Origin of the sequence: Luteibacter aegosomatissinici, from assembly GCF_023078495.1 — a bacterium.
GTDB classification, from domain to species: Bacteria; Pseudomonadota; Gammaproteobacteria; order Xanthomonadales; family Rhodanobacteraceae; genus Luteibacter; species Luteibacter aegosomatissinici.
Genome location: NZ_CP095742.1, coordinates 4,314,787 through 4,339,870 on the forward strand (window position 1 = coordinate 4,314,787; position 25,084 = coordinate 4,339,870).

General features: G+C 65.9%; 24 protein-coding genes and 1 riboswitch. Of the genes, 13 read left to right on the plus strand and 11 right to left on the minus strand.

Going from position 1 to position 25,084, the window contains the following annotated elements; translation table 11 throughout:
- The first annotated feature begins 41 nt into the window (after positions 1–41).
- From L2Y97_RS19385 to ppa, 6 genes are all read left to right on the plus strand, one after another.
- Positions 42–1,328: an amidohydrolase family protein gene (locus L2Y97_RS19385; protein ID WP_247429890.1), complete on the plus strand. Its 1,287-nt coding sequence runs from the start codon at positions 42–44 to the stop codon at positions 1,326–1,328.
- Between the two features lie 137 nt (positions 1,329–1,465).
- On the plus strand, positions 1,466–1,912 hold the full coding sequence (locus L2Y97_RS19390; RefSeq protein WP_247429892.1) for an RcnB family protein: 447 nt from the start codon (positions 1,466–1,468) through the stop codon (positions 1,910–1,912).
- A gap of 15 nt (positions 1,913–1,927) precedes the next feature.
- Positions 1,928–2,308, plus strand: coding sequence for an RcnB family protein (locus tag L2Y97_RS19395; RefSeq protein WP_247429894.1), 381 nt, complete (start codon positions 1,928–1,930; stop codon positions 2,306–2,308).
- Between the two features lie 256 nt (positions 2,309–2,564).
- Entirely contained in the window at positions 2,565–4,613 is a 2,049-nt protein-coding gene (locus tag L2Y97_RS19400; RefSeq protein ID WP_247429896.1) for a sodium-translocating pyrophosphatase, read from the plus strand.
- Positions 4,614–4,799: 186 nt separating this feature from the next.
- Positions 4,800–6,926, plus strand: coding sequence for a prolyl oligopeptidase family serine peptidase (locus tag L2Y97_RS19405; protein ID WP_247429898.1), 2,127 nt, complete (start codon positions 4,800–4,802; stop codon positions 6,924–6,926).
- 229 nt (positions 6,927–7,155) lie between these two features.
- Positions 7,156–7,689 (plus strand): inorganic diphosphatase, encoded by a 534-nt coding sequence (gene ppa / locus L2Y97_RS19410; RefSeq protein ID WP_247429900.1) that lies wholly within the window; start codon positions 7,156–7,158, stop codon positions 7,687–7,689.
- Positions 7,690–7,841: 152 nt separating this feature from the next.
- Here ppa and L2Y97_RS19415 read toward each other — a convergent pair whose 3' ends face one another.
- From L2Y97_RS19415 to L2Y97_RS19430, 4 genes are all read right to left on the minus strand, one after another.
- Positions 7,842–8,864 carry a DUF2333 family protein gene (locus L2Y97_RS19415; RefSeq protein WP_247429902.1) on the minus strand — a complete coding sequence of 341 codons (1,023 nt, stop codon included), beginning with the start codon at positions 8,862–8,864 and terminating at the stop codon, positions 7,842–7,844.
- A gap of 44 nt (positions 8,865–8,908) precedes the next feature.
- Positions 8,909–9,481 carry a ferritin-like domain-containing protein gene (locus tag L2Y97_RS19420; protein WP_247429904.1) on the minus strand — a complete coding sequence of 191 codons (573 nt, stop codon included), beginning with the start codon at positions 9,479–9,481 and terminating at the stop codon, positions 8,909–8,911.
- 83 nt (positions 9,482–9,564) lie between these two features.
- On the minus strand, positions 9,565–11,406 hold the full coding sequence (gene thiC, locus L2Y97_RS19425) for a phosphomethylpyrimidine synthase ThiC (RefSeq protein WP_283248293.1): 1,842 nt from the start codon (positions 11,404–11,406) through the stop codon (positions 9,565–9,567).
- A gap of 70 nt (positions 11,407–11,476) precedes the next feature.
- A riboswitch (TPP riboswitch) is annotated at positions 11,477–11,575 on the minus strand.
- Positions 11,576–11,609: 34 nt separating this feature from the next.
- Positions 11,610–12,266, minus strand: a complete 657-nt coding sequence (locus L2Y97_RS19430; protein WP_247429907.1) for a TetR/AcrR family transcriptional regulator — start codon at positions 12,264–12,266, stop codon at positions 11,610–11,612.
- Between the two features lie 362 nt (positions 12,267–12,628).
- Between L2Y97_RS19430 and L2Y97_RS19435 the strand changes: the two genes are divergently transcribed.
- The 4 genes from L2Y97_RS19435 (at position 12,629) to L2Y97_RS19450 (ending at position 15,830) form a co-directional block, all read left to right on the plus strand.
- Complete coding sequence (locus L2Y97_RS19435) at positions 12,629–13,288, plus strand: protein-L-isoaspartate O-methyltransferase family protein (protein ID WP_247429910.1); 660 nt, start codon at positions 12,629–12,631, stop codon at positions 13,286–13,288.
- 38 nt (positions 13,289–13,326) lie between these two features.
- Positions 13,327–14,703: a TolC family outer membrane protein gene (locus L2Y97_RS19440; RefSeq protein WP_247429912.1), complete on the plus strand. Its 1,377-nt coding sequence runs from the start codon at positions 13,327–13,329 to the stop codon at positions 14,701–14,703.
- Between the two features lie 223 nt (positions 14,704–14,926).
- Positions 14,927–15,493 (plus strand): hypothetical protein, encoded by a 567-nt coding sequence (locus L2Y97_RS19445; protein WP_247429914.1) that lies wholly within the window; start codon positions 14,927–14,929, stop codon positions 15,491–15,493.
- Between the two features lie 40 nt (positions 15,494–15,533).
- Entirely contained in the window at positions 15,534–15,830 is a 297-nt protein-coding gene (locus L2Y97_RS19450) for a hypothetical protein (RefSeq protein WP_247429916.1), read from the plus strand.
- Positions 15,831–15,856: 26 nt separating this feature from the next.
- On the opposite strand, the gene waaA is transcribed toward L2Y97_RS19450, so the two are convergent.
- Entirely contained in the window at positions 15,857–17,122 is a 1,266-nt protein-coding gene (gene waaA, locus L2Y97_RS19455; RefSeq protein ID WP_247436919.1) for a lipid IV(A) 3-deoxy-D-manno-octulosonic acid transferase, read from the minus strand.
- An 80-nt stretch (positions 17,123–17,202) separates the two neighbouring features.
- Here waaA and lpxL point away from each other — a divergent pair, with 80 nt between their 5' ends.
- Positions 17,203–18,120: an LpxL/LpxP family Kdo(2)-lipid IV(A) lauroyl/palmitoleoyl acyltransferase gene (lpxL, locus tag L2Y97_RS19460; protein ID WP_247429917.1), complete on the plus strand. Its 918-nt coding sequence runs from the start codon at positions 17,203–17,205 to the stop codon at positions 18,118–18,120.
- A gap of 128 nt (positions 18,121–18,248) precedes the next feature.
- A complete protein-coding gene (locus L2Y97_RS19465; RefSeq protein ID WP_247429919.1) occupies positions 18,249–19,163 on the plus strand; it encodes a VirK/YbjX family protein in 915 nt (304 codons plus the stop codon).
- On the opposite strand, the gene L2Y97_RS19470 is transcribed toward L2Y97_RS19465, so the two are convergent.
- The 6 genes from L2Y97_RS19470 to L2Y97_RS19495 all read right to left on the minus strand — a co-directional run bounded on the left by L2Y97_RS19470 (position 19,110) and on the right by L2Y97_RS19495 (position 23,964).
- Positions 19,110–19,919 carry a glycosyltransferase family 2 protein gene (locus L2Y97_RS19470; protein WP_425492790.1) on the minus strand — a complete coding sequence of 270 codons (810 nt, stop codon included), beginning with the start codon at positions 19,917–19,919 and terminating at the stop codon, positions 19,110–19,112. The two genes, L2Y97_RS19465 and L2Y97_RS19470, sit on opposite strands and share 54 nt — an antisense overlap.
- Complete coding sequence (locus L2Y97_RS19475) at positions 19,894–21,174, minus strand: O-antigen ligase family protein (protein WP_247429921.1); 1,281 nt, start codon at positions 21,172–21,174, stop codon at positions 19,894–19,896. Before L2Y97_RS19475 ends, L2Y97_RS19470 begins: the two co-directional genes overlap by 26 nt.
- Positions 21,171–22,310: a glycosyltransferase family 4 protein gene (locus L2Y97_RS19480; protein ID WP_247429923.1), complete on the minus strand. Its 1,140-nt coding sequence runs from the start codon at positions 22,308–22,310 to the stop codon at positions 21,171–21,173. Before L2Y97_RS19480 ends, L2Y97_RS19475 begins: the two co-directional genes overlap by 4 nt.
- Before the next feature lie 60 nt (positions 22,311–22,370).
- Entirely contained in the window at positions 22,371–22,577 is a 207-nt protein-coding gene (locus tag L2Y97_RS19485) for a zinc-finger domain-containing protein (RefSeq protein WP_247429925.1), read from the minus strand.
- Between the two features lie 134 nt (positions 22,578–22,711).
- Positions 22,712–23,296, minus strand: coding sequence for a YceI family protein (locus tag L2Y97_RS19490; RefSeq protein WP_247429926.1), 585 nt, complete (start codon positions 23,294–23,296; stop codon positions 22,712–22,714).
- Between the two features lie 74 nt (positions 23,297–23,370).
- Positions 23,371–23,964, minus strand: a complete 594-nt coding sequence (locus tag L2Y97_RS19495; RefSeq protein ID WP_247429928.1) for a malonic semialdehyde reductase — start codon at positions 23,962–23,964, stop codon at positions 23,371–23,373.
- A 136-nt stretch (positions 23,965–24,100) separates the two neighbouring features.
- On the opposite strand from L2Y97_RS19495, the gene L2Y97_RS19500 reads away from it, so the two are divergent.
- The gene (locus tag L2Y97_RS19500; RefSeq protein ID WP_247429931.1) at positions 24,101–25,078 is read left to right on the plus strand and encodes a mitochondrial fission ELM1 family protein; all 978 of its coding nucleotides are present in this window, start codon (positions 24,101–24,103) and stop codon (positions 25,076–25,078) included.
- Positions 25,079–25,084 lie beyond the last annotated feature (6 nt).

Sequence of the window (25,084 nt, forward strand, 5' to 3'; positions counted from 1 at the left end):
TGCCGGTATCATGAGAGATCGATACCCCAGAGCCGACGCCCATGGACCTCATCATTCGCCACGCCACCCTGCCTGATGGACGCAGGGACATCGATATCGGCATCAAGGACGGGCGCTTCGCGGCGATCCAGCCAGCGCTCCCAGCGAAAGGCGTGGAAGAAATCGATGCGCAGGGCCGTCTGGTCGCGCCGCCCTTCGTCGATGCGCATTTCCATATGGATGCCACGCTGTCGCTGGGCCTGCCGCGGCTCAACGCCTCGGGCACGTTGCTCGAAGGCATTGCGTTGTGGGGCGAGCTGAAGCCTGACCTGACGATCGATGCGCTGGTGAAGCGCGCGCTCGCCTATTGCGACATGGCGGTGGCGCAGGGCCTGCTTGCGATCCGCAGCCATGTCGATATCTGCGATGACCGCCTGCTCGCCACGGAGGCCCTGCTCGAGGTGAAGCGCAAGGTCGCTCCCTACCTGCACTTGGAACTCGTGGCGTTCCCGCAGGATGGCCTGCTGCGCTCGAAGACGGCGAAAGCCAACCTGGTGCGGGCGCTGGACATGGGCGTGGACGTGGTCGGCGGCATCCCCCATTTCGAGCGGACCATGGCCGACGGTGCGGAGTCGATCCGCTGGCTGTGCGAACTGGCGGCCGAGCGCGGCCTGCGCGTGGATATGCACTGCGACGAATCCGATGACCCGTGGTCGCGGCATATCGAGACGCTGGCGGCAGAAACGGTACGCACGGGCCTGCAGGATCGCGTCACCGGCTCCCACCTCACGTCCATGCATTCCATGGACAACTACTACGTCTCCAAGCTGTTGCCGCTGATTGCGGAAGCCGGCGTGCACGCGATCGCCAACCCGCTGATCAACATCACCCTGCAGGGCCGCCACGATACGTACCCGAAGCGCCGCGGCATGACCCGCGTGCCCGAGTTGCTGGCCGCCGGGGTGAACGTCGCCTTCGGCCACGATTGCGTGATGGACCCGTGGTACGGCATGGGCTCGGGCGACATGCTGGAGGTGGCGCACATGGGCCTGCACGTGGCGCAGATGACCTCGACCTCGGGCGTGGCCCATTGCTTCGACGCGGTCACGGCCAATGCTGCGCGGGTGCTCGGCCTGGAGGGCTACGGGATCGCACCAGGCAACCGTGCCGACTGCGTGCTGCTGCAGGCGGGCGATACCTACGAGGCCATCCGGCTGAAGGCCAACCGCCTGCTGGTGGTTCGCGGCGGCAAAATCCTCGCCCGCTCACCTGAACGACGCACCGAGCTGTTCCTTCCGGAAAGCCCGTCAAATCTGACACTTGAGTTCCGCCCAGGCTCGATTTACTGAACGCGCGGGTTCAATAGCTGTCGCGTTACTTAATGCTTTCGCGGATCTTTCAAAAGCACGCTCTTCCGTTCAGGTTTCCATTCCTAGGATGCGAATCGTCGGTCCCCTTCCTGCGGATCGTCACTGAGAGAGCCGTGATGAAAATGATGCTGCGCACCGCCCTCGCCGCCCTGGCGCTTGCTGCTACCACGGCAGCGGCCGCCGCTCCGGCCCCGGACCACGATCACGACCGCCACGGGCATGACGACCGCCGCGGCCACGACGATCGCGGCCGTGGTGACTGGCACCACGACAACGGCTGGCACGGCCACCGCCCGCCCCCGCCGCCGCCGCGTTACTACGGCCACGGCTACTACCACGGCGGTCCTGGCTACTATCACCGCCCGCCGCCGCCCCCGCCGCCGCGCTATTACGGCCACTGGGAGCGCGGCCACCGCTACTACGGCCGCAACGTAGTCGTGTACGACTACGGCAGCTACCGCCTGCGCCCGCCGCCGCGTGGCTACCACTGGGTCCGTGAGAACAACGATTTCCTGCTGGTCGCGGTCGCGACCGGCATCATCCTCGACATCGCCACCCGCTAAGCCGGAGACATACGTATGAAGATGCTGGGCAAACTCGCTTTCTGTTTCGTCGCCGCCGGCGCGATCGCCCCCGCCTTCGCCTGGGATCCGCCGCCCCCGCCGCACCGTGATGACCGCGACCACCACGATGATCGTGACCACCATGACGACCACGGCCGTGACTGGCACGACGACCGCGGCGACCACCGCGGCCCGCCGCCGCGCGTCGTGCACCACGACTGGCAGCGCGGGCACCGCTACGACGGCCGCGTCGTGGTAGTGGACGACTGGCGCACCCGCCGCCTGCGCGAGCCGCCGCGTGGCTACCACTGGGTGCGCGATGACGACGATGGCCAGTTCCTGCTAGTGGCCGTCGCCACGGGCATCATCACGGACATCGTGCTGCAGAACCACTAAGCACGGCAGCACGTAAGCGCCCCACCCTCACGTAAACGCCCCACCATGTAGGAGCCCACCTTGTGGGCGACAGCTTTTCGCGGGACCGCCGCACGACCTGTGGCCCTGTTACGAAAAGATGTCGCCCACAGGGTGGGCTCCTACCGTTTCAGGCGTGGGCGCTCGCCCTACCGCAGCGCACAACACGTTTCCGCGCCTCCCCTGCCTATACTCGGGGCGAGCCCTGCAAGGGCTCCCACAATTCGGGGAGGCTTCGATGCTGCAACAGTACGGTTTATGGATCGCGCTGGGATGTGCGGTCGTGGCGATTCTGTACGGCGCGTTTTCGGTCAGTTGGGTCCTGGCACGCTCGCCGGGCAATGAACGAATGCAGGAAATTGCTGCCGCCATCCAGGAAGGCGCGCGTGCCTATCTCAACCGCCAGTACGCCACCATCGGCGTTGTCGGCATCGTCCTTTTCCTCATTATCGGCATAAGCCTCGATTGGGGTACCGCCATTGGCTTCGCGCTGGGGGCGCTCCTCTCGGGAGCCACGGGCTACATCGGCATGAACGTGTCGGTTCGTGCCAACGTTCGTACCGCAGAGGCCGCCCGGAGCGGCCTTTCTTCTGCCCTGGCGGTCGCTTTCCGCGGCGGCGCGGTCACCGGCATGCTGGTGGTCGGCCTGGGCCTGCTGGGCGTCGCCGGCTACTACGGCGTGCTGCTGCACATGGGCTACGAGCGCACCCACGCACTGCATGCGCTGGTGGGCTTCGCCTTCGGTTCGTCGCTGATCTCGATCTTCGCGCGCCTTGGTGGCGGCATCTTCACCAAGGGTGCCGATGTAGGCGCCGACCTGGTGGGCAAGGTGGAAGCCGGCATCCCCGAGGATGACCCGCGCAACCCGGCGGTGATCGCCGATAACGTGGGCGACAACGTGGGCGATTGCGCCGGCATGGCCGCCGACCTGTTCGAAACCTATGCCGTGACCTTGATCGCGACGATGCTACTGGGCGGCGTGATGGCGACCGAGGTGGGTCCTTCCGGCGTGCTCTACCCGCTGGTGCTGGGCGGCGCATCCATCGTGGCCTCGGTGGTCGGCACGTTCTTCGTGAAGACCCGCGGCGGCAAGATCATGAACGCGCTGTACGCTGGCGTGTTTGTCTCCGCCCTGCTGGCTGCGATCGCCTTCTGGCCCATCACGCAATCGCTGATGGCGGATTCGGCCTTCGGCGCCAACCGCCTGTTCGGTTGTGCCGTGATCGGCCTGGTGCTGACCGGCGCCATGGTGGTGATTACCGAGTACTACACCGCCACCGAATACCGGCCGGTAAGGCATGTGGCGCAATCATCGACCACCGGCCACGCGACCAACATCATCGCCGGCCTCGGTGTGTCGATGAAATCGACAGCACTGCCCGTGCTGGCGGTGTGCGCGGCGATCTGGGGTGCGTTCTCGCTGGCCGGGCTTTACGGCATCGCCATCGCCGCCACGGCCATGCTCAGCATGACCGGCATGGTGGTGGCGCTGGATGCCTACGGCCCGATCACGGATAACGCCGGCGGCATCGCCGAGATGGCCGAACTGCCCGCCGACGTGCGCGGCGTCACCGATCCACTGGATGCCGTGGGCAACACCACCAAGGCCGTGACCAAGGGTTACGCCATCGGTTCGGCGGGCCTCGCTGCCCTGGTGCTGTTCGCCGACTACACCCACAACCTCAACCTGCACTTCGGCGGCGCGGATGTCCGCTTCGACCTTTCCAACCACTACGTGATCATCGGCCTGCTGATCGGCGGCCTGATCCCCTACCTGTTCGGTGCCATGGCCATGGAAGCCGTCGGCCGGGCGGCGGGGGCGGTCGTGGAAGAGGTGCGCCGGCAGTTCCGCGAAATCGCCGGGATCATGGAAGGCAAGACGAAGCCGGATTACTCGCGCGCCGTGGATATGCTCACCCGCTCGGCGATCCGCGAAATGCTGGTGCCGTCGCTGCTGCCGGTACTGGTGCCGGTGGTGGTGATCTTCGGCTTCAAGTGGCTGGGCGGTCCCGAAGCGGGCGCGCAGGCCCTGGGCGGCGTGCTGATCGGCACCATCGTCACCGGCCTGTTCGTGGCCATCTCGATGACGACCGGCGGCGGTGCCTGGGATAACGCCAAGAAGTACATCGAGGACGGCAACTTCGGCGGCAAGGGCTCCGATGCGCACAAGGCCGCCGTCACCGGCGATACCGTCGGCGACCCCTACAAGGACACCGCCGGCCCCGCCGTGAATCCGCTGATCAAGATCATCAACATCGTGGCGCTACTGCTCATCCCCCTTCTGTAGGAGCCCACCCTGTGGGCGACAGCTCGCGCGAAGAAGCACAGGCCCTGTGGCCGGGTCGCGAAAAGATGTCGCTCACAAGGTGAGCTCCTACCGGACACGGCTGGGGATAGGTAAAAGGTCATGGGACGGCGGGCATCCCCGCTGGGGTAAGGTCCTCGGGTGATTTTTCGCCCAAGGACCACCCCCATGCACCGACGCTGGATTGCGCTGGCCATCGCCCTTACCTTGAGTGGCATGACCCAGGCACACGAACCGAACAAGACCCCCGCCGCCCCGGCCACCCAGGCCACTGGCGATGACGAAAACCTCTGGCTTGACGACATCGACGGCGCGAAGCCGCTCGCATGGGTGAAGGACGAGAACGCGAAGACGGTGGCGAAGTACGCCGATTCGCAGGAGTTCAAGACCCTCGACGCGCGCATCCTCGAGATGCTCGATTCCGATGCCAGGATCCCGATGGTCAACAAGATCGGCGATCACTTCTACAACCTGTGGCGCGACAAGCAGCACCCCAAGGGCATCTGGCGGCGCACGACCCTGGCCGAGTACCGCAAGGAAAACCCGGCATGGGAAACGGTGATCGACGTGGATGCGCTCTCGGCCGCCGAAAAGGAAAACTGGGTATGGCATGGCGTGCAGTGCCTGAAGCCGGATGATCGTCTCTGCCTCGTCTCGCTCTCGCGCGGCGGCGCCGATGCCGATGTGATTCGTGAGTACGACCTCTCCACCAAGAGCTTCGTGAAGGATGGCTTCAGCCTGCCCGAGGCCAAGAGCCAGGTGTCGTGGATCGACAAGGACCACCTGTTCGTCGCCACCGATTTTGGCGCCGGCTCCATGACCGATTCGAGCTACCCGCGCATCGTGAAGGAGTGGAAGCGCGGTACGCCGCTGTCGTCCGCGACCACGGTGTACGAGGGCAAGAAGACCGACATGTCGATCTCGGCCTACCGCGACCTCACGCCGGGCTTCGAGCGTGAATTCGTGATGCGCGCGCTGGAGTTCTACAGCAGCGAGACGTTCGTGCGCGGCACCGATGGCAAGCTCACCAAGATCGATGTGCCCAACGACGCGGAAACCGACGTCGAACGTGAGTGGCTGCTGATCGAGCCGCGCACCGACTGGAAGGTGGGCGGCAAGACCTACCCCTCCGGCTCGCTGCTGGCCACGAAGTTCGACGACTACATGGCAGGCAAGCGCGATATCACCGTGCTGTTCACCCCGGACGAGCACAGCTCGCTGGCCAGCCACTCGTGGACGAAGAACCACCTCATCCTGAACCTCATGCGCGATGTGGTCAGCGAGATCCAGGTGCTGACCCCGGCCGCCAACGGTCCGTGGAAGAGCGAATCGCTTGGCGGCGCCCCGGCACTGAGCACCATGGCCGCCACTGGCATCGATGCCGATGAAGGCGATGATTACTTCCTGACCGTGTCCGGTTTCATCCAGCCCACCACGCTGTACTACGGCGTGCTCGGCAAGGGCGACCGCGAGGCGCTGAAGCACACCCCGGCGTTCTTCGATGCCTCGAAGTTCACCGTGAGCCAGCACTTCGCCACCTCGAAGGACGGCACCAAGGTGCCCTACTTCGAGATCGCGCCGAAGACCATGAAGGCCGACGGCACCAACCCGACCCTGGTGTACGGCTACGGCGGTTTCGAAATTTCGCTGCAGCCGGCCTACTTGGCGGGCCCCGGTCGTTCATGGCTGGAGAAGGGTGGCGTGTATGTCATTGCCAACATCCGTGGTGGCGGTGAGTACGGCCCGCGCTGGCACCAGGCGGCACTGAAGGCCAACCGCCCGCGCGCCTACGAGGATTTCGCGGCGGTGTCGCAGGACCTGATCGACCGCAAGATCACCACCCCGAAGCACATGGGCATGATGGGTGGCAGCAACGGCGGCCTGCTGGCCGGCAACATGCTGACCCAGTACCCGCAGCTTTACGGAGCAGTGGTAAGCCAGGTGGCCCTGCTGGACATGAAGCGTTACCCGCACATGTCGGCCGGCGCCTCGTGGATGGCCGAGTACGGCGACCCGGACAAGCCGGAGGAATGGAAGTACATCCAGACCTTCTCGCCGTACCACAACCTGCACAAGGGCACCCACTACCCGGCCGTGCTGTTCACCACCTCCACCCGCGATGACCGCGTGGGCCCGGTGCACGCCCGCAAGATGGCCGCCCGCATGCAGGCCATGGGCTTCGATGCCAGCTTCTACGAGAACATCGAGGGCGGCCACGGCGCCGCGGCGGACAACAAGCAGGCCGCCTTCATGAGCGCCCTGGCCTACACGTACCTCTGGGATCACCTGAAATAGGGCTCACCCGGCCCATCGGGCCCGGCCGCCCCGTAGGAGCCCACCCTGTGGGCGACAGCTTTTACGCGATACCGCCGCAGGCCCTGCGGCGCAACCGCGAACGGCGTCGCCCACAGGGTGGGCTCCTACCGGGGGCCTGAATGGCCGCCGGTGCCGCCTGCGCCCCTACCCCCGCGTTCTTGTATCCTATTGGGCTGCTTCACTATCCCAACTGCATCAAGGAACGCCCATGGGCCTGCACCTCGTCCCCGCCGGCAAGAATGTGCCGGACGAAATCAACGTCATCATCGAAATCCCCAAGGACGCCGAGCCGGTCAAGTACGAAGTGGACAAGGACAGCGGCGCGATCTTCGTCGACCGCATCCTCTCCACCCCGATGCGCTACCCGTGCAACTACGGCTACGTGCCGGGCACCCTGGGTGGCGACGGCGATCCGCTCGACGCCCTGGTCATCCTGCCCCTGTCGCTCGTGCCGGGCTCGGTCATCCGCTGCTACCCGGTCGGCATGCTGAAGATGTCCGACGAGGCCGGCGCCGATGAGAAGCTGGTCGTGGTCCCGGTCGAGAAGGTGTTCGCCGGCTACGCCCACATCCGCGATATCAAGCAGGTCTCCGGCCATTGGCTGGAGCGCATCGGCCACTTCTTCGAGCACTACAAGGACCTGGAGAAGGGTAAGTGGGTGAAGGTGGAAGGCTGGGTTGGCGCCACCGAGGCCAAGGCCGAGATCAACGCCGGCATCGAGCGCTACAAGGCTTCCAAGTAAGCAACACCCCGCAACACGGTAGGAGCCCACCCTGTGGGCGACATCTTTCGCGGCGTCGCGGCAGGCCCTGTGGCTCTTCGCGACCAGCGTCGCCCACAGGGTGGGCTCCTACAGAACGCCGAAGGCCCGCTGTTCGCAGCGGGCCTTTTGTTTCAGCCGCGGCCGAGCAGGCCGCGCAGGTCGATGATGGCCGCGTTGGCGCGCGAGATGTAATTCGCCATCACCAACGAGTGATTGGCGAAGAAGCCAAACGGTGAACCATTGAGCACCACCGGGCTGCCCAGCGATTTCTGCGATTCTTCCAGCTCGCGAATCACCTGCTGCAGGCTCGCATCCGCGTTCTTGCTACGCAGGATGGGCGCGAAATCGTGGCGGATCGCCTTCAGCTGCTCAAGCAGCGTCCAGGTGTAGCCGCGTGCTTCGTAGAAGTTATCGTCGATCTTGTTCCACGGTGTCTTGACGTACACCGCCTTCGCCGGCCCTGCGTTCGCGGCCACATCAGCGTTGGGCGCCGCGTCGACCTTCAATTGGCCCACGCTCGCCGACAGCCGCTGCGACAGCGAACCCAGCCGCGCCGACACCGTCTGCAGGTAATCGGCGAGGTTATCGGCACGCGCATAGAAGTGCGCGTTGCCATCTTCCGCATCGCTCAGCCGGCCCAGGTAATCGCCCAGGTCATCGACGGCCTTGCCGTACTGCGACTCCGAACTGGGGAACAGCCAGCGATCGTTCGGGCTGTTAAGCAGCGGATCGGCCTCACCCAGTGCCTTGTCCTCGGTGGACTGCGTCTGCGAACGGCTGAAATCGTTGCGCAAGGCACGAGCCAGGTCGCGCGATGCCGTGAGCGAGCCAAATTCCCAGTTGGGAATGTTGTCCATGAAGGCGCCCGGCGGGAACTTGTCATTACTCAGGTAGCCACCACGCTTGTCCATCAGCGTATCCACGGAACGGATCAGCGTGTAAGTGGTGACCGCGCCGGTACTCATGGGCCGGCCGATCTCCTTCATGTGGGCGGTGGTGACCTGCACCGGATCGAATTGCGCCGGCTCCTTGTCCCACCACCACATGAAGAACAGGACGAGCAGCACCAGCACCGCGAGAGGCACGGCGATAAGCAGACTGAGCGGGCGGCGCCTGCGGCGGGGTGCAGGCGAGGGGGCGGCGGTCGCGTTCATGCTGATCCTTCTCCGGTGCGAGCGATGCCCCCAAGCTTACCTAATCAGTGCTTCGAGGGTTTCGCCGGCTCACCTTTCTTGCCCAGGTTCTCCAGCAAGGTGGCCATGTCCTCGGCGTGTTCCTCTTCCTGCGCCAGGATGTCCTCCATGATCCGACGGGTGGTCGGATCGTCATCGCCGATGTAGCTCACGATCTCACGGTAGCTATCGATCGCAATGCGCTCGGCGACCAGGTCTTCCTTGATCATGTCGACCAGGTCCACGCCTTCCACGTAATCGGCGTGGCTACGCGAAAGCAGGCCTTCCGGGTTGAAATTGGGCGTCCCGTCGAGCTGGGTAATGCGCTCGGCGATACGGTCCGCGTGCTCCTGTTCCTGCGTGGCATGTTCCAGGAATTCCGACTTCACGCTTTGCGAATGGATGCCCGGTGCCATGTAGTAGTGATACTTGTAGCGAAGCACGCAGACGATTTCGGTGGCGAGCGCTTCGTTGAGCAGTTTGATCACCGTTTCGCGATCCGCGCGGTACCCCGCCGTCACGGCGCCGTTATCGATGTGCTGGCGGGCACGCTTACGGATGTTCTCAATATCGCTCACAAAGGGTTTTGCGCTGGGCATTGCCTGTGCTCCGTTCAAAGGGAGTTGGGTAGGGGCCTGACGGTAGGGCGGGTGCCGAAAAGATGGGGTGAAGGGCGCCGGCATCACGCCTTCCGGTACACCTCGCCCCCCTGGTCCCGGAATTCCAGCGCCTTGGCATCCATGCCCGCCGCGTAATCACGCACATCCTGGGTGATCTTCATCGAGCAGAACTTCGGCCCGCACATGGAGCAGAAATGCGCGCTCTTGTGGGCATCCTTCGGCAGCGTCTCATCGTGCATGGAACGCGCTTTCTCCGGATCCAGGCCGAGATTGAACTGGTCGTCCCAGCGAAACTCGAAGCGCGCCTTCGACAACGCGTTATCACGTACCTGCGCACCAGGGTGGCCCTTGGCCAGGTCGGCGGCATGGGCGGCGATCTTGTACGCCATCATGCCGTCGCGCACGTCCTGGCGATCGGGCAAGCCCAGGTGCTCCTTGGGCGTGACGTAGCAAAGCATGGCCGTGCCGAACCAACCGATCATCGCCGCGCCGATGGCGCTGGTGATGTGGTCGTAGCCCGGCGCGATATCCGTGGTCAGCGGCCCCAGCGTGTAGAACGGCGCCTCGTGGCACACCGCGAGCTGGCGATCCATGTTCTCGCGGATCAGGTGCATGGGCACGTGGCCCGGGCCTTCCACCATGCACTGCACATCGTGTTTCCAGGCCACTTTCGTCAGTTCACCCAACGTATCGAGTTCACCGAACTGCGCGGCATCGTTCGCATCGGCGATGGAGCCTGGGCGCAGGCCGTCGCCCAGGCTGAAGGCCACATCGTAGGCCTTCATGATCTCGCAGATCTCCTCGAAGTGCGTGTAGAGGAAGTTCTCGCGGTGATGCGACAGGCACCACTTGGCCATGATCGAGCCGCCGCGTGACACGATGCCGGTGACCCGGCCCGCGGTGAGCGGCACGTAACGCAGCAAAACGCCGGCATGGATGGTGAAGTAATCCACGCCCTGCTCCGCCTGCTCCACCAGGGTGTCGCGGAAGATTTCCCAGGTGAGCTCCTCGGCCACGCCACCCACCTTCTCCAGGGCCTGGTAGATCGGCACGGTGCCCACGGGCACGGGCGAGTTGCGCAGGATCCACTCGCGCGTTTCATGGATGTGTTTGCCTGTCGACAGGTCCATGATCGTGTCCGCGCCCCAGCGCGTGGCCCACACCAGCTTTTCCACTTCCTCGGCGATGCCGGAACTCACCGCGCTGTTGCCGATATTGGCGTTCACCTTGGTGAGGAAGTGCCGCCCGATGATCATCGGCTCGGCTTCGGGGTGGTTGATGTTGGCGGGGATGATCGCGCGGCCGCGGGCCACCTCGTCGCGCACGAACGCGGGCGTGATGGCGGCCGGCAGCCGGGCGCCGAAGGCCTCGCCCGGGTGCTGGGTACGCAGGGCGCTGTCCCCCAGGGCCTCGAGCCGCTGGTTCTCGCGGATGGCGATGAATTCCATCTCGGGCGTCACGATGCCGCGGCGGGCGTAGTGCATCTGGGTGACGTTGGCACCGCGCACCGCACGCAGCGGTGCGCGCGTGGCAGGGAAGCGAATGGCGTCCAGCTTCGGATCATCGGCGCGGGCCCGGCCAAACGCGGAGGAAAGCCCATCCAGGCGCGCCACATCGCCACGCTCGGCGATCCACGCGGCGCGCAGGGCCGGCAGGCCCGCTGACAGATCGATGGGGTGCGCCGGATCGGTATACGGCCCGGAGGTGTCGTAGACGACGATAGGCGGGTTGGCTTCGCCGCCGAACAGCGTGGGGGTCTGGGCCTGGGCGATCTCGCGCATGGGGACGCGCAGATCGGGGCGGCTGCCGCCGACGTGGATCTTGCGCGAGCCAGGGAGCGGCGTGGTAACGGCGGCGGACAGCTCGCGGGCGGCGCGGGCGAGCTCTTCGGACATGGCATTCATCGGCTTCTCGGCTCTTGGGGAGGGAGAAGCGGACGCGCCGCCACGGCCGGCCGGCGCGCATAGGCGCACGGCTCCCGTGGACAAAGCTTCCTACGCCGGTACTGACCGGATCAGGTTCAAAGGGACTCTCTCAGCCTGCGCAACCGCGCCGGCACCCCCGCTTCGGGGCCGATTCAAGCACGAAGCGGGGAGGAACGCGAGGCTTAGCCGCGCGGCGCGTACGCGCGCATGAACATCTCGACCGCGGCGAGGGCGTTGTTCTTCACCTCTTCGGCGAACTGAACGGCGCAATCCTCGCAACCAAACAGGCGGCGGATGAGCAGATCGCCCTTGAGCAGGGCCAGGAACTGGGTGGTGGCGCGGCTGACGTCCGGGATCTCGAGCTGGCCGCGCTCGGCGGCGTCGCCCAGCAGGCGGCTCATCAGCTTGTGCATGCGCACCGGGCCCTCTTCCCACACCAGGCGGCCAAAGCGGGGGTTACCGCCCGACTGGCAGTCGGAAAGGATGGCGCGGAACGTACCCACGGATTCCGTGTTGGTTTCCATGGCCGCGTGGCGGCTGGCGATGTTGGTAAGCGTGGCGCGGATATCGGCGCCGGCGCTGAAATCGAACAGGTCATCGGGCAGGCGTTCCTGCACGTGGGCGCGGATGACCTCACGGAAGAGGTTGTCCTTGTCGCCGAAATGGCTGTACACGGTGAGCTTGGACACACCGGCCGAAGCCGCGACGGCATCCATGCTGGTACCGGCGAAACCGCCCTGGGTGAAGAGCGCCTTGGCGGCATCGAGGATGGCCGCGCGCTTCTCCATGTCTTTCGGACGCCCCGGGCCCTGGGTCTTCATTTTCGGGCTGGCGTTCATGGCTGCACCTTCACAAACAAAAGTTATGACTTTATTATACGCAGCGGTTCAGTTATTTCCAGCATGGCGCGCATATTTTTGTCGCGACAGCAACCGGGAACAGGAGCGGAACCGCCGTCCTACCTTAGAATGATGTGGGGCCGCCCGCCCGCGGTCTCCATGGCTACCCGGCCCCACCCCTACCTGCCATTCAGCCGGCATGGGGGGCAGCCAGGGGGGTGACTTCCGTCAGCCCCGTGCGGTGACTTCCGGCACTTCGCCAGGAAGCACCGGGACCGCAGCCTTTGCACATCAGGAAAAGCGGCGTGTAACCCGTTATCCTTCCGAATCTTTTTTCAGCTTTTCGTACGGGATTGAACACCATGGCGATGAATTTCGAGCAGGCCCGCCAGAACATGGTCGAGAACCAGGTCCGCCCCTGGGAAGTGCTGGAGTACTCGGTACTCGACACCCTGAAGGCGATCCGCCGCGAGGATTTCGTGGCCTCGGCCCATCGCAACGTGGCGTTTGCCGACCTGAACCTGCCCCTGGGGCACGACGAGGTCATGATGAAGCCGGTCATCGAGGGCCGTGTCCTCCAGGCCGTGGCCCTGAACAAGACCGACGAGGTCCTGGAAATCGGCACGGGCTCGGGCTACCTCACGGCCTGCCTGGCCAACCTGGCCGGCAAGGTCCACAGCATCGACATGCACGCCGACTTCGTCGACGCTGCCCGCCAGCGCCTTGCGGCCGCCGGCGTGGCGAATGCGACCCTCGAGGTGGCCGAGGCCGTCAACGGTTACACGCCGGCCGGCGTTTTCGACGTCGTCGTGGTCACCGGCGCGGTGCACGCGGTTCCCGAAAAATTCGTACGCTGGCTGAAGCCGGGCGGCCGCATGTTCGTGGTCCGCGGTGATTCGCCGGCCCAGACAGCGGTGCTGCTCACCCACGAGGGCGAGGGCCGGTACCGTGAGGAATCGTTGTTCGAAACGGACCTTCCCTACCTGGCGCATGCCGCGCCGGTGAAGCGCTTCGTGCTCTGACCTTTACAAGATCCCCCCATCACCCACGAGGCGAACCCATGCGCTTGAAGCTCCTTACCGTTGCGCTGGCCCTGGCAGCGGCACCCTTCGCGAGCCATGCCGAAGACCTGCTTGATGCTTACCGCCAGGCCCGGGCGAACGACCCGGTGCTGTCGCAGGCCGATTCCACCCGCCTCGCAACCGGTGAGGGCGTGACCCAGGCCCGTGCGCTGCTGCTGCCCCAGGTCAGCGCGCAGCTCAGCCTCAACCAGAGCGACCCGAACGGCCCCACCCGCGAGCCGATCTACGGCGCCGACAACCGCACGATCGTCGGCTACTCGGGCGATATCGGCCACACCCGTACGCGTGATGTTGGCGCCACGGTGAGCCAGAGCGTGGTCGATTTCAGCAAGTACGCCGACCTGAAGGCGGCCCGCTCCTCGGCGGATTCGCAGAACGCCACGTACGATGCCGCGCTGCAGGCACTGTCGACCCGCGTGGCCACCGCGTATTTCCAGGTGCTAACCAACGATGACGCGCTGACCTTCCAGAAGGCCAACGAGCAGGCCCTGGCGCGCCAGCTTGAACAGGCGCAGCAGCGTTTCGACGTGGGCCTGTCGGCCATCACGGACGTGCAGGATGCCAAGGCCCAGCACGATACCGCCGTGGCCCAGGTGATCACCGCGGAGAACACCCTGGCGGATTCGCGCGAGGCGCTCACCCAGATCACGGGCCAGCCGGCCGACAACCTGAAGAAGCTGCGCGAGCAGCTGCCGATGGATCCGCCGAGCCCGAACGATGCACAGGCCTGGGTGGCCGAAGCGGTCAAGACCAGCCCGACGATCATCGCGGCGCAGTACAACGTCGATTCCGCTGAGCACAGCATTTCGTCGGCACGCGCCGGCCACTTGCCGACGATCGATGCCACGCTCGGTTACAGCAAGAGCACGGCGTGGAACCAGAACGCCGGTGCCGCGTCGTCGGCAGGCACCACGAGCGCGAACGGCCGCGGTGCTACGTCGGTCGGCCTCACGCTGAACGTGCCGATCTTCTCGGGCGGTGCGACCCAGTCGCGCGTTCGCCAGTCGATCTACCAGCGCGATGCGGCGCAGGATTCGCTGGAATCCGCCCGCCGCCAGGTGGTGCGCGATACGCTGAACTACTACCGCTCGGTCGTGGCCGGTATCAGCAAGGTCGAGGCGACGAAGGCCGCCGTGGAATCGGCCGAAAGCGCACGTGATGCGACGCAGGCAGGCTTCGAAGTGGGTACGCGTACGATCGTGGACGTGCTGATCGCGCAGCAGAACCTTACCTCGGCGCTGAGCGATTACTCGCAGGCCCGCCACCAGTTCGTGCTCGACAAGCTGCTGCTGAAGCAGACGGCCGGCACGGTGGACGTGAAGGACCTGGAAGCGGTCAACTCCCTGCTCCAGTAAGCTCCGTAACGGTTGGAAACAAAAGAAAGGCCGCGGGCAATCGCGGCCTTTTTTATGCGCGCTCGACAAGGCCGCTCTTCCGGTGCGGGCGCGAACGAAACCCTGAGTCATCCCGTCACGTTTCCTGACACGCCGCCAAGGCATTCCCCTACATAGGGTCACGTCCAACCCGATGCATTCTGTGCCAGCCCATTGAAGGGCGCTTATTGAAAGGGAAAACAGCATGAACGCCATTCGCACTACGCTCGCGCTAGCAGCGATCGCAAGCGCCACCACGGCGCACGCCGTGCCCAGGAACACGTATGGCCCGGCTGAAGAGGTTATCGGCGTCCGCTACCACGTCGTCGGCTTCGACAAGGGCTTCAAGCATGACGCCGCTCGCGCCCAGGCTTTCAAAAAGGCCATGGACGAATGCCACAGCCGCGAGGGCTATATGACCGACTTCCAGGCCGGCGCCACGCAGACGGTCATCACCATCCAGAATGGGGTCGCGGAACCCGCCTACGCCACGTGCCGCACCAACATCGTGGAGCCCAAGCGGGAGGGCGTCTTCCTCGCGGTTATTCCGGAGGCCAGGGTGGACTTTGCAGGCGGTATCCGCATCACCGCTACGGGTGCGCTGAGCCAGGCGTATTACGCGGTGATCAACAAGGCACCGCAGGTGTGTCAGGCAGGCGGCGAACAGGTCAAGCACGTGGGGATTGGCTTCGAACGCGCCGAAAACCAGCCGCCGGGCACCATGGTGGCAACGGCCGACGTCACCTGCTCGCCAGCCGTACGGCGCCAGTGATCTACGCTGTACGACGCACTCTCACCAAGGAAGGAAGCGCATGAAGATCATCACCACACTGGCCATCCTCGCCACCCTGGGCTCGGTTGACGCCGCATCGGCGTCGCGCGCTTCGCTAGCGCCACTGTCATCCCCGATCCAGCGCGAAGGCGTCGAACTTCTTCGCGGCGGCCTTACCGGGCGCGACCTTGCCCACATGCAGCGCACGCTCAACGACGCCATGACCGCCGACTGTGAATCCACCGGTGGCCGCGTGCTCGGTTTTGCCACGCACTCGACGCGGCGCAGCGACGGTGAGTTCGAGGTCAATGCCGAGCTTACCTGCGGCACAACCTGACCAGACTGGGGCATCACCCTGGCCGATCACTCCTGAAGCAGGCGATCCACCAGCTTCATGACCTTGCCAACGGAGCCACGCTCGCTATCGAACACATGGCGGGCGTGGCTTCCCATCGCCTCACGGCGTTCCTTGTCGCGGAGCAGCGACAGCACCTGCTCACCCAGCTCATCGCCGTCCTTTACGCGCTCACCACCACCTTCATCGAGCAGGGCCTGGGTGATTTCTTCGAAGTTGTACGTGTACGGTCCCACCAGCACCGGCTTGGATAGCGCGGCCGGCTCGAGCACGTTGTGGCCGCCGATGGACACCAGGCTGCCGCCCACAAATGCGACATCCGACGCTGCGAAGAAGCGCAGCAGTTCGCCCATGGAATCGATGACGAAGCACTGCGTCGCCTGGCCGGGCACCTTGTCCGCGCTGCGCGTCGCCACGTTGAAGCCCAGGCTGCGCACCGAGGCCTCGACGGCCTTGAAGCGCTCCGGGTGGCGCGGCGCGATCAACAGCAGGGCATCGGGCAAGCGGCGCATGACCTCGGTGTGTGCCTCGAAGACGCACATCTCCTCGCCCTCGTGCGTGCTGGCGGCGATCCAGACCGGCCGACCGGCACCCCACGCTTCGCGCATGGCATGGCCAGCCTCCAGCGCAGCACTGGGTACCGGCATGTCGAATTTGAGGTTGCCGCAGACGGTGAGCTGGCTGGGCTCGGCGCCGAGCAGGCGGTAGCGGGCCGCATCGGTACGTGATTGGGCAGCAATGTGGCTGACGCAACGCAACGCACGGCGAACCAGCGAGCTCATGCGTGCGTAGCCGCGGAGTGATCGCTCCGAAAGGCGGGCGTTGGCGATGAGCAACGGGATACCGTGGCGGCGGCAGGCGAAGTAAAGGTTCGGCCAGATCTCGGTTTCGACGATGACGGCCAGGCGCGGGCGCGTATTGCGCAGGAACCGTTTCACGGCGAACGGCAGGTCGTACGGCAGGTACACGCTGTGCACCGAGTTGCCAAACAGCTGGCGGACGCGCTCCGAGCCCGTGGGGGTCACCGTGGTCACCAGCATGGGCGCGTGCGGGTAGGCCTCCATCAGTGCCTTCACCAGTGGCTCGGCCGCGTTCACCTCGCCCACGGACACGGCATGCACCCACAGGCAGCCCGTCATCCGGGGGGCCTTGAAGCTGCCGAAACGCTCGCGCCAGCGCACGTGGTAATCGCCGTAGCGCATGCCGCGCGCCATCAGGCGAACCATCACCAGCGGCGTGAACAGGTACATGGCCAGGTTGTAGATCAGGCGCAGGAGCACACTATCCCCGGGATGGGCGGTTGGCCCGGCAGTATAGCCGCCCCGGTCCGCTACAATGCCCGGCCATGCCAGGTATGCCCCGCCCCACCCTGACCCGCTCGATGCTCGCGCCCCGAAACTGGCCGGCGTGGCTTGGCGTGGGTGTCATCTGGCTCATCGCGCACCTGCCGTTCCGCTGGCTCATGGGCCTGGGCCGCCTGGCCGGCCGGCTGGCCCTGCACCTGAACAAGGAGCGCCGGCGCATCGCGGCCACCAATATCGCCCTGTGCTTTCCGGAGCTATCGGCCGATGAGCAGAAGGCGCTGGTCCGCGCCAACCTTTGCGATGTCGGCATGATGCTGGCCGAGTTCGCCCTGGGCTGGATGGGCTCGGACAGGGCGATCGCCCGCGTGCCGGTCACGATCGATGGGCTGGAACACCTGGAAGCCGCCCGTGCCGAAGGCCGTGGCGTGTTGCTGGTGGGCGGCCACTTCTCGCACCTGGAGCTTTGTGCGCGGCTGGTGTCGCAGCGCATCCGCATCGCCGGCATGTACCGGCGCATGGATTCGGATGTGTTCGAGTTCGCCGTGCTGCGCTCGCGCCTGCACTACGCCGCGGCCATGTTCGAGAAGGATGATATCCGCGGCACGGTGAAGTACCTGAAGGCCGGTGGCACGCTGTGGTACGCCCCCGACCAGGACATGCGCAGCAAGGACAACGTGTTCGCGCCGTTCTTTGGGGTAAGGGCCGCGACGATCACCGCGACGCACCACCTTGCGCGGCTGTCCAACGCGGTCGTCATTCCGTTTTACCACCGCCGCCTTCCGGATGATTCGGGTTATGCGATGCGGCTTGGCGCGCCGATGACTGATTTTCCGTCGAAGGATGCTGCGCTCGATACGGAACGGGTGAACGCGCAGATCGAGCAGATGGTGCGCGAAGCGCCGGAGCAGTACCTGTGGGTACATAAGCGCTTCAAGACGCGCCCGCCAGGTGAGCCGAAGATCTACTGAGCTTTCGCCGGGCTTTCCCGAAACTTTCTACGCGGCAACGGCTGCTAAATCGTTCGTTCTCACGAAAGTCAGGCGAAAATTTCACGGCGTAGAACGTCCGTCGATATCCATCGAGACGGACCTTTCCCATGCCATCGCTCTTTCGCTTCGCTCGATCGCTGCACGGCCGCGCCGGCTGGCACAGCACGCCTTCGCACGCACTGGGCGCCGTGCTGACTTACTGCGGCCGTTCGCTCAAGCGCTGGCGCAAGCACGACGCGTGGCTCGCCTTCCTGGAGTCGCCTGCCATGGCGGGCATCACGGAAATCGACAAGGTATTGCTGGAGCGTTACCAGCACCGGTACATCAGCAAGGCGTGGAGCGCCGAGCAACGCCTGCAGGCCGTGCGCGACCACTACGAGTTCGCGCTTGCACGCTTTCCGCGCGAGCTCTTCCACATGCTGTACCGCGAACGCCAGGTGCTGGCGGGCAAGCTCACGCTGCGCGATGGCGGCAAGCTTTCCTTGCTGCTCAAGGCCCCCATCCGCCGTGGTCGCGAAGGCGAGCTCAGCCTGTCGCTCACCGACGAGGAAGGGCTGCAGATTTCCTACGTGCAGTTTTCCATCATCAACGGTGGCCGAACCATCGTCATCGGCTGCCTGCAGGGTGCGGCGAACGATGCCGGGCGCGAAGCCGTGCGTGACCTGACCAAACAATGCCACGGCCTGCGCCCGAAGAACCTGCTGCTGTCGATGGTCCGTTCGCTCGCCGATGCCTTTGGCATCGATGAAGTACTCGGCGTGGGTAACGACCGGCACGTGTTCGCCGGCATCGCGAACAAGGTGAAAGCCGATTACGACGGGTTCTGGCTGGAAGCGGGTGGCGAGCTCGGCGACGCCGGCTTCTACCGGGTGCCGCCGCGTGAACCGTTGCGCCTTGAATCGGAGATCGAGAGCAAGCGGCGCAGCGAATTCCGCCGCCGCGAGGCGCTGCGCCACGAGGCGTGCGAACTAATCCTGGAGCCGTTCGGGTTCCACCGGCCCGCCCTTGCCGCGGCGGCGTGAAACCCGGCGCTCGTACAGCTTGGCGTACTTCAGGAACGCATAGAACGCGTGGACCCGGGCGGCGATAAACCCCGCCCACCCGCCACGCCAGTGACCACGAAGGAAGTAGTAACGGGCAAAGGCGATGGTGGGATAGGCCACCATGCGCAAGCGCAGTGCGCGCGGTTCGCGCGTATGCCGGTCGGCCACCTGCAGCGAGGAATAGCGGTTGGCCTTGTCGACACGACCGGCGATATCACGCTCGCCATGGTGGTCGATGATCACGTCCAGGCGGGCCACCGGCCCATCCACCTCGACGCTTTCGTGCACTTCGTGGCCACTCATGCGCGCGTGTTCACGATCGAACAGCCGCACGTAATGATTTAATCGCGCGCGGCCGGGTTGCCAGCGCCAGAACACCCACTCGCGACGGAGCAATTCGAAACCGGCCACGGCGGGTGCCGCGAGCGCGGTGCGGATGCGTTGCGCGGCATCCGCCGGCAGGGTCTCGTCCGAATCCAGCAGTAGCACCCAACGGTGCAGCGCCAGCTGGATGGCGGCCTGCTTCTGTGCGCTGTATCCCGCGAAGGCCTGCACATACACGCGCGCACGAGCGCGCTCCGCGATCTCGCGCGTGCTATCCGCCGACCCGGAATCCAGCACCACGATGTCATCGGCGAAAGCGACCGACGCCAGGCACGCACCGATGGTGTCGGCGTTGTTGAAGGTGGTGATGACGACGGAAAGCCGCTCACCCACCATGCGTCTGTCCCGCATCCGGCAGGTCGGCATACAGGGCGGCGCACCACACGGCGAGGAGCCAGGCGGCCAGCAAACCCCACCATGCCGAGTAGTACGCCATATGGGTATTGAGCGGGAACAGGATGGAGAACAACGCGACCGCAGGTGGGAACGCACGCATGCGCGCGTCGGCATCCGCGCGCCACCACGCGCGCAGCGCGAGCCCCGCCGCGGCAAGCCACGCCAAAAGGCCCAGCGTGCCTGTTTCCGTGGCGACTTCGAGCACTACCTGGTGCGCGTGGCAGGCGCCTTCGCCATCGCCACATTTCTCGATGGTGAGGAAATGATCGCCGGGCGCGGCGTACGCCGGGTAGGCCACGCGGAAGCCGCGCACGCCCACGCCGTTCACGGGGTGGGCCGCGTAAAGGCGAAGCGAGGTTCGCCAGATATCCAGACGGCCGGTAAGGGCCGTATCCAGGCCCTGGCGGGTACCGCTGAGGGCGGGCAGCGTGTGGGCGATGCGCTCACGGAAGCGCGGCGATACCTGCCACGCGAGCAGCCCTGCGACGACCAGCACCAGCGCAGCTGCCCCGCACGCAAGGGCAAAGCGCTTGATGCTGCCAGCCTCGCGCCACAGGAACGCCAGGCCGACCAGGCCATAGCAAAGCCAGGAAGCGCGCGAACCGGAAAGCAGTACCGGGCCGAGCGTGACGAGGTACGCACCTACCAACGCCCACCGGCCCCAACGCTCCCGCGCCGCCCACAGCAAGAACGGCGCGCACGCGGCCAGGGCCGGCCCCAGTTTCAGGTTGTCACTGCCAAAAATGCCGGAGAGCCGCTCCGCATTCGAGTGCCCGGCCAGGCCGACGCCGGTCAGGGCCTGCACCCAGGCATCGAGCACCCATATCGCGACGACCACGGCCGTGGCCATGTACAGCGCACGCACTTTCGCGGGCCGGCGCATGGCGAAGCAGGTGTACACCCCGAGCGGAGCGAAACGCAGTATCCCGGCAACCGTGCCCCAGCTTTTACCCGGCGCCACGGCATCGATGGCCGAAACCAGCGCAGCGCCCGCGTAGGCCGCGAACAACCACAGGAACAGCTTCGCACCGGGGTGGTGGCGGATCGCCGCCGGTTCACGCACCAGCAGCAGGACCGCGCCTACCAGCGAGAGGAACACGCCTAGCTCGGCACTACGCCCGAAAGGCAGCAGCGCGGGCACGAGCCAGATGGGGAGGAGCGGCGAACGCCAGCCGGCGCCCAGCGCCGCCTTGAAACCCGTGCCGCTCACGCGGTCGGCACGCCTTCCACCACATCGGCGTACAGCGCCAGGGTGGCGGATTGCATATCCACCAGCCGGTAGCTACGCGGTGGCGGGATGGGCGGGGCGAAGCGCAGCAGCTCGGCGGCACGCTCCACCAGCCGTTCGCGATCGTTCAACGGCACGCGGCCCGCCGGGTACAGCTCCGACAGCAGCTCGCCGACGCCGCCATGGGCGTAACCGAGCACCGGGCGGCACATCGCAAGGGCTTCCACGACCGTGCGTCCGAACGATTCCGGCCGCTGGGACAGCTGCAGTACCAGGTTCGAGATGGCATACACGTCACGGATATCGGAACGCGGCGGCGAGATCACCACCTTGGATGCCAGGCCGCGCTCCTTGATCAGCGCGCGCAACTCGGCCACATACGCCTCGCGGCCCGGCTCGTCGGCACCCATGAGCAACAGCCGCGCATCGATCGCCCGGCTTTGCAGATCGGCGATGAGCTCGATGGCATCCGCGTGGCCCTTCAGGCGAGTACCGCGGCCGGGCAGCGTGAGCAGCGGCGCGCCCTCGAGCTGCGGGAACTCCTCGAAGAAGGCGCGCTGCCAGGCATCGTCCGGCCGGTACCCGTACGGAAAGGCCTCGGTATCGATGCCGCGCGGCACCACGGCGATACGGGCGCTGGAAATGTCTTCAGGGTAGTGCCGCAGCACGTAGTCGCGCAGGGTCTGCGAGACGACGATGACCCGCTCACCACGCAGCAGGATGCTGCTGTAGTGCCCCGGGCTGTTGAGGCCGTGCACGGTGGTGACGAAATGCGGGCGGGGTTTCACCCGGCGCATGGCCCACCAGCCTACCCAGGCAGGCAGCCGCGAACGCGCATGGACGATATCCGGCTTGAGCTCGCGCAGGATGCGGCGCAGCTTGCCGACCGTGAACAGGGTGCGCAGCGATTTATGGCCGATCGGCAGTGTGACGTGCTGGCTGCCTTCGGCTTCGAGTTGCTCGACCAGGCGGCCGCCTGCGGAGACCACGATGGAGCGGTGCCCGGCCTCGACCAGCGCCCTGGCAATTTCCAGGGTCGAGCGCTCGGCACCGCCCGAATGCAGGGCGGGTACGAGTTGTACAACGGTCATCGTCCGGGCTGGGAAGACGGTGGCCATGGCGCGGTCCGGTGGTGATGGGGTGGCGGGCGATGCGTTCAGCGAGCCCGCCCGGGCCGGTCAGTCTTTCAGTACGTAAGTAGCGCCGCAATACGAGCACTTGGAGGTGCCGCCCTCGTCTTCGATGGGCAGGTACACCTTGGGGTGCGAATTCCACAGGTACATGCCCGGCATGGGGCACGACAGCGGAAGGTCGGCGTGGGTCACTTCGTAACGGTTTTCGGCGTTCGCCGGGATGAGCGGCGCGGCCGCGGGATTGGTGCGCATGGGTAAAACTCCGGGCGATACGTTGGAACCGGGGATGGGGGGATGGTAGCAGGAACGCCTTGGGGGGCGTGAAATGACGAAAAAAAAGGGCCCGCGTGTGCGGGCCCTTGCTGGGCATCCCGTGACGGCGTGCCTTATTTGGCCGAGGCGTCGTGGGCTTCGGTGGTGATGCGGATCTTGATCTCGTCCGAAACGTTCGGCACGTACGCGCCCACGCCGAAATCCGAGCGCTTGATCGTGGCGGTGGCATCGAAGCCGATGGCCTGCACCTTCATCATCGGGTTCGGGCCGACCTTGTTCAGGGTGACATCGAGGGTGACCGGCTTGGTCACGCCGTGCACGGTCAGGTCACCGGTGACCTTCAGCTTGCCCTTGCCCGCGGCGGCGACCTTGGTGCTCTTGAAGGTCACGGTCGGGTACTTGGCGGCATCCAGGAAATCGGCCGACTTCAGGTGCTCATCGAGCTTCGGCACGAAGGTATCCAGGCCGGCGAGCGGCAGGGTGGCTTCGACCGTGGCCTTGGTCGGGGCCGCTTCGTCGTACACCAGGGTGCCATCGACCTGGCCCAGGTTGGCGCTCGGGTTCGAGAAGCCGAAGTGGTTCCAGCTGAACAGGACCATGGTGTGGCCCGGGTCGAGCTTGTAGGTGACCGGGGCGGCGGTAGCGGTGCCGGCGGCGGCGAGCAGGCCCGCGAGGGCGAGGTAACGGAGAGCGCGCATGGGTGAAAGCTCCTGCAGTGGGTTGGGGTACTGCCAGTGGACAGCGGGACCGGGGGTCACCGCGGGAAAAGGGGTCAGAGGACCTGGGCCACTTCGTCGAAATCGAAGCGCGGCAGGCGGCCGAACAGGTTCTTGTTGGGATCGCCGTAGCCGATGTTCACCAGGAAGTTCGACTTCACCTGGGTGCCCGGGAAGAACTCGGCATCGAGGCCGGCCTGGTCGTAACCGGACATGGGGCCGCAATCGAGGCCGAGCGAACGCGCCGCCATGATCAGGTAGCCGCCCTGCAACGTGCTGTTACGGAACGCGGTGGCTTCCACCAGCGCTTCGTTGCCGACGAACCAGCTGCGCGCATCGGCGTGCGGGAACAGCTTCGGCAGGTGGTCGTAGAAAGCGAAGTCGGTGGCGATGATGGCGGTGACCGGTGCGGCCATCGTCTTCTCCGCATTGTTCTCGGAAAGGAACGGCTTGAGGCGTGCCTTGGCATCCTGCGACTTGATGAAGACCAGGCGCACCGGCGAGGAGTTCGCCGAGGTGGGACCCATCTTCACCAGATCGTAGAGCTCCTTGAGCTGCTGATCGGTAACTTCCTTGTCCTGCCACGCGTTGAAGGTGCGGGCGGAGCGGAAGAGCTGGTCAAGCGCGGCATCGTTCAGCGGAGAACTCATGGGATTCCTTGTACAGTGAACAGGCGCCGGTCGTGCCGGCATTCCAACAGTGTAAGCGGGTCTGGCCATGGCGTGGACCGGTGCCGCAGGAACGAACTGTGTCGAAATCGACAACAATCCAACGTGAGGGATCGGCATGAGTGCCCATCCCCTGGCCCCGGGTTCATGCTGGGTCATCACCGATGGTGCGGCCGGCAACCGCCGCCAGGCGTTGGCGCTGGCCGAAGCGCTCACCCCGTCCATCCGTGAGTGCGTGGTCGACCTGCGTGCGCCGTGGTCGTGGTTCGCGCCGCGGCTGCTGCCGGGGGGCCACATGGCGCTCTCCAGTAATGGCGATAGCCTGCGCGCCCCCTGGCCTACCCTGGTGATCGGCTGCGGCCGCTCGGCGGCGTGGGCGACGCGGCAGGTACGCCGCTGGTCCGATGGCCGCGCGCTGGCGGTACAGATACTGGACCCGCGCCTGGATCCCGGGCACTGGGACCTGGTGGTCGCGCCGAAGCATGACCAACTGCATGGCGATAACGTGCTCACGCCGCTCGGCTCGCTGAACCCGGTGGATGATGCGTGGCTTGCGGATGCGCGCGACGCTTTTCCCGGCTTTGCCGATGTGCCCGGCCCGCGCCTGGGTGTATTGCTCGGTGGCGCGCGCCACGGCGCGCCCGTGGATGTCGCCGCCATGGCGGCCCTGCTGGAAGCGGTGAAGCAGCGCCACGCGCGCGAAGGCGGTTCGGTGATGGTGGTGGCCTCGCGGCGCACCCCGTCCTCGATCCTGCCCATGGTGCGGGCTGCGTTCCACGATGTGCCGGGCTTCATCTGGGCACCCGGCGATGACGATCCGAACCCCTACCCCGGGGTCCTCGCGTGGGCCGATCGGCTGGTGGTCACCCCCGACTCGGTGAACATGCTTTCCGAAGCCTGCGCCACGGGGCGCCCCGTGCACACGCTGGTGGCAGGATCGTTACCGGCCAAACTGGAACGCTTCCACGCCGAGCTCCGCGCCACCCGCCGGCTGCACGATATCGAAGCCAGTACCCCGCCCGTGCAACCCGTGCTGCGCGAAACCGCGTGGGTCGCCGCCCAGGTCCGCCAGCACCTGGGCCTGCCCGAGTCGTGAGCCGCG

What these genes read in the sequence shown, in the direction of transcription:
- L2Y97_RS19480 (WP_247429923.1), bottom strand. Translation starts at nt 22,310, where the DNA reads ATGGCCACCGTCTTCCCAGCCCGGACGATGACCGTTGTACAACTCGTA.
- L2Y97_RS19395 (WP_247429894.1), top strand. Translation starts at nt 1,928, where the DNA reads ATGAAGATGCTGGGCAAACTCGCTTTCTGTTTCGTCGCCGCCGGCGCG.
- lpxL (WP_247429917.1), top strand. Translation starts at nt 17,203, where the DNA reads ATGCCCCGCCCCACCCTGACCCGCTCGATGCTCGCGCCCCGAAACTGG.
- L2Y97_RS19500 (WP_247429931.1), top strand. Translation starts at nt 24,101, where the DNA reads ATGAGTGCCCATCCCCTGGCCCCGGGTTCATGCTGGGTCATCACCGAT.
- L2Y97_RS19385 (WP_247429890.1), top strand. Translation starts at nt 42, where the DNA reads ATGGACCTCATCATTCGCCACGCCACCCTGCCTGATGGACGCAGGGAC.
- L2Y97_RS19415 (WP_247429902.1), bottom strand. Translation starts at nt 8,864, where the DNA reads ATGAACGCGACCGCCGCCCCCTCGCCTGCACCCCGCCGCAGGCGCCGC.
- L2Y97_RS19495 (WP_247429928.1), bottom strand. Translation starts at nt 23,964, where the DNA reads ATGAGTTCTCCGCTGAACGATGCCGCGCTTGACCAGCTCTTCCGCTCC.
- L2Y97_RS19485 (WP_247429925.1), bottom strand. Translation starts at nt 22,577, where the DNA reads ATGCGCACCAATCCCGCGGCCGCGCCGCTCATCCCGGCGAACGCCGAA.
- L2Y97_RS19390 (WP_247429892.1), top strand. Translation starts at nt 1,466, where the DNA reads ATGAAAATGATGCTGCGCACCGCCCTCGCCGCCCTGGCGCTTGCTGCT.
- L2Y97_RS19400 (WP_247429896.1), top strand. Translation starts at nt 2,565, where the DNA reads ATGCTGCAACAGTACGGTTTATGGATCGCGCTGGGATGTGCGGTCGTG.
- L2Y97_RS19430 (WP_247429907.1), bottom strand. Translation starts at nt 12,266, where the DNA reads ATGAACGCCAGCCCGAAAATGAAGACCCAGGGCCCGGGGCGTCCGAAA.
- L2Y97_RS19440 (WP_247429912.1), top strand. Translation starts at nt 13,327, where the DNA reads ATGCGCTTGAAGCTCCTTACCGTTGCGCTGGCCCTGGCAGCGGCACCC.
- L2Y97_RS19490 (WP_247429926.1), bottom strand. Translation starts at nt 23,296, where the DNA reads ATGCGCGCTCTCCGTTACCTCGCCCTCGCGGGCCTGCTCGCCGCCGCC.
- L2Y97_RS19470 (WP_425492790.1), bottom strand. Translation starts at nt 19,919, where the DNA reads ATGCGGGACAGACGCATGGTGGGTGAGCGGCTTTCCGTCGTCATCACC.
- L2Y97_RS19405 (WP_247429898.1), top strand. Translation starts at nt 4,800, where the DNA reads ATGCACCGACGCTGGATTGCGCTGGCCATCGCCCTTACCTTGAGTGGC.
- ppa (WP_247429900.1), top strand. Translation starts at nt 7,156, where the DNA reads ATGGGCCTGCACCTCGTCCCCGCCGGCAAGAATGTGCCGGACGAAATC.
- L2Y97_RS19420 (WP_247429904.1), bottom strand. Translation starts at nt 9,481, where the DNA reads ATGCCCAGCGCAAAACCCTTTGTGAGCGATATTGAGAACATCCGTAAG.
- L2Y97_RS19450 (WP_247429916.1), top strand. Translation starts at nt 15,534, where the DNA reads ATGAAGATCATCACCACACTGGCCATCCTCGCCACCCTGGGCTCGGTT.
- L2Y97_RS19435 (WP_247429910.1), top strand. Translation starts at nt 12,629, where the DNA reads ATGGCGATGAATTTCGAGCAGGCCCGCCAGAACATGGTCGAGAACCAG.
- L2Y97_RS19445 (WP_247429914.1), top strand. Translation starts at nt 14,927, where the DNA reads ATGAACGCCATTCGCACTACGCTCGCGCTAGCAGCGATCGCAAGCGCC.
- thiC (WP_283248293.1), bottom strand. Translation starts at nt 11,406, where the DNA reads ATGAATGCCATGTCCGAAGAGCTCGCCCGCGCCGCCCGCGAGCTGTCC.
- L2Y97_RS19465 (WP_247429919.1), top strand. Translation starts at nt 18,249, where the DNA reads ATGCCATCGCTCTTTCGCTTCGCTCGATCGCTGCACGGCCGCGCCGGC.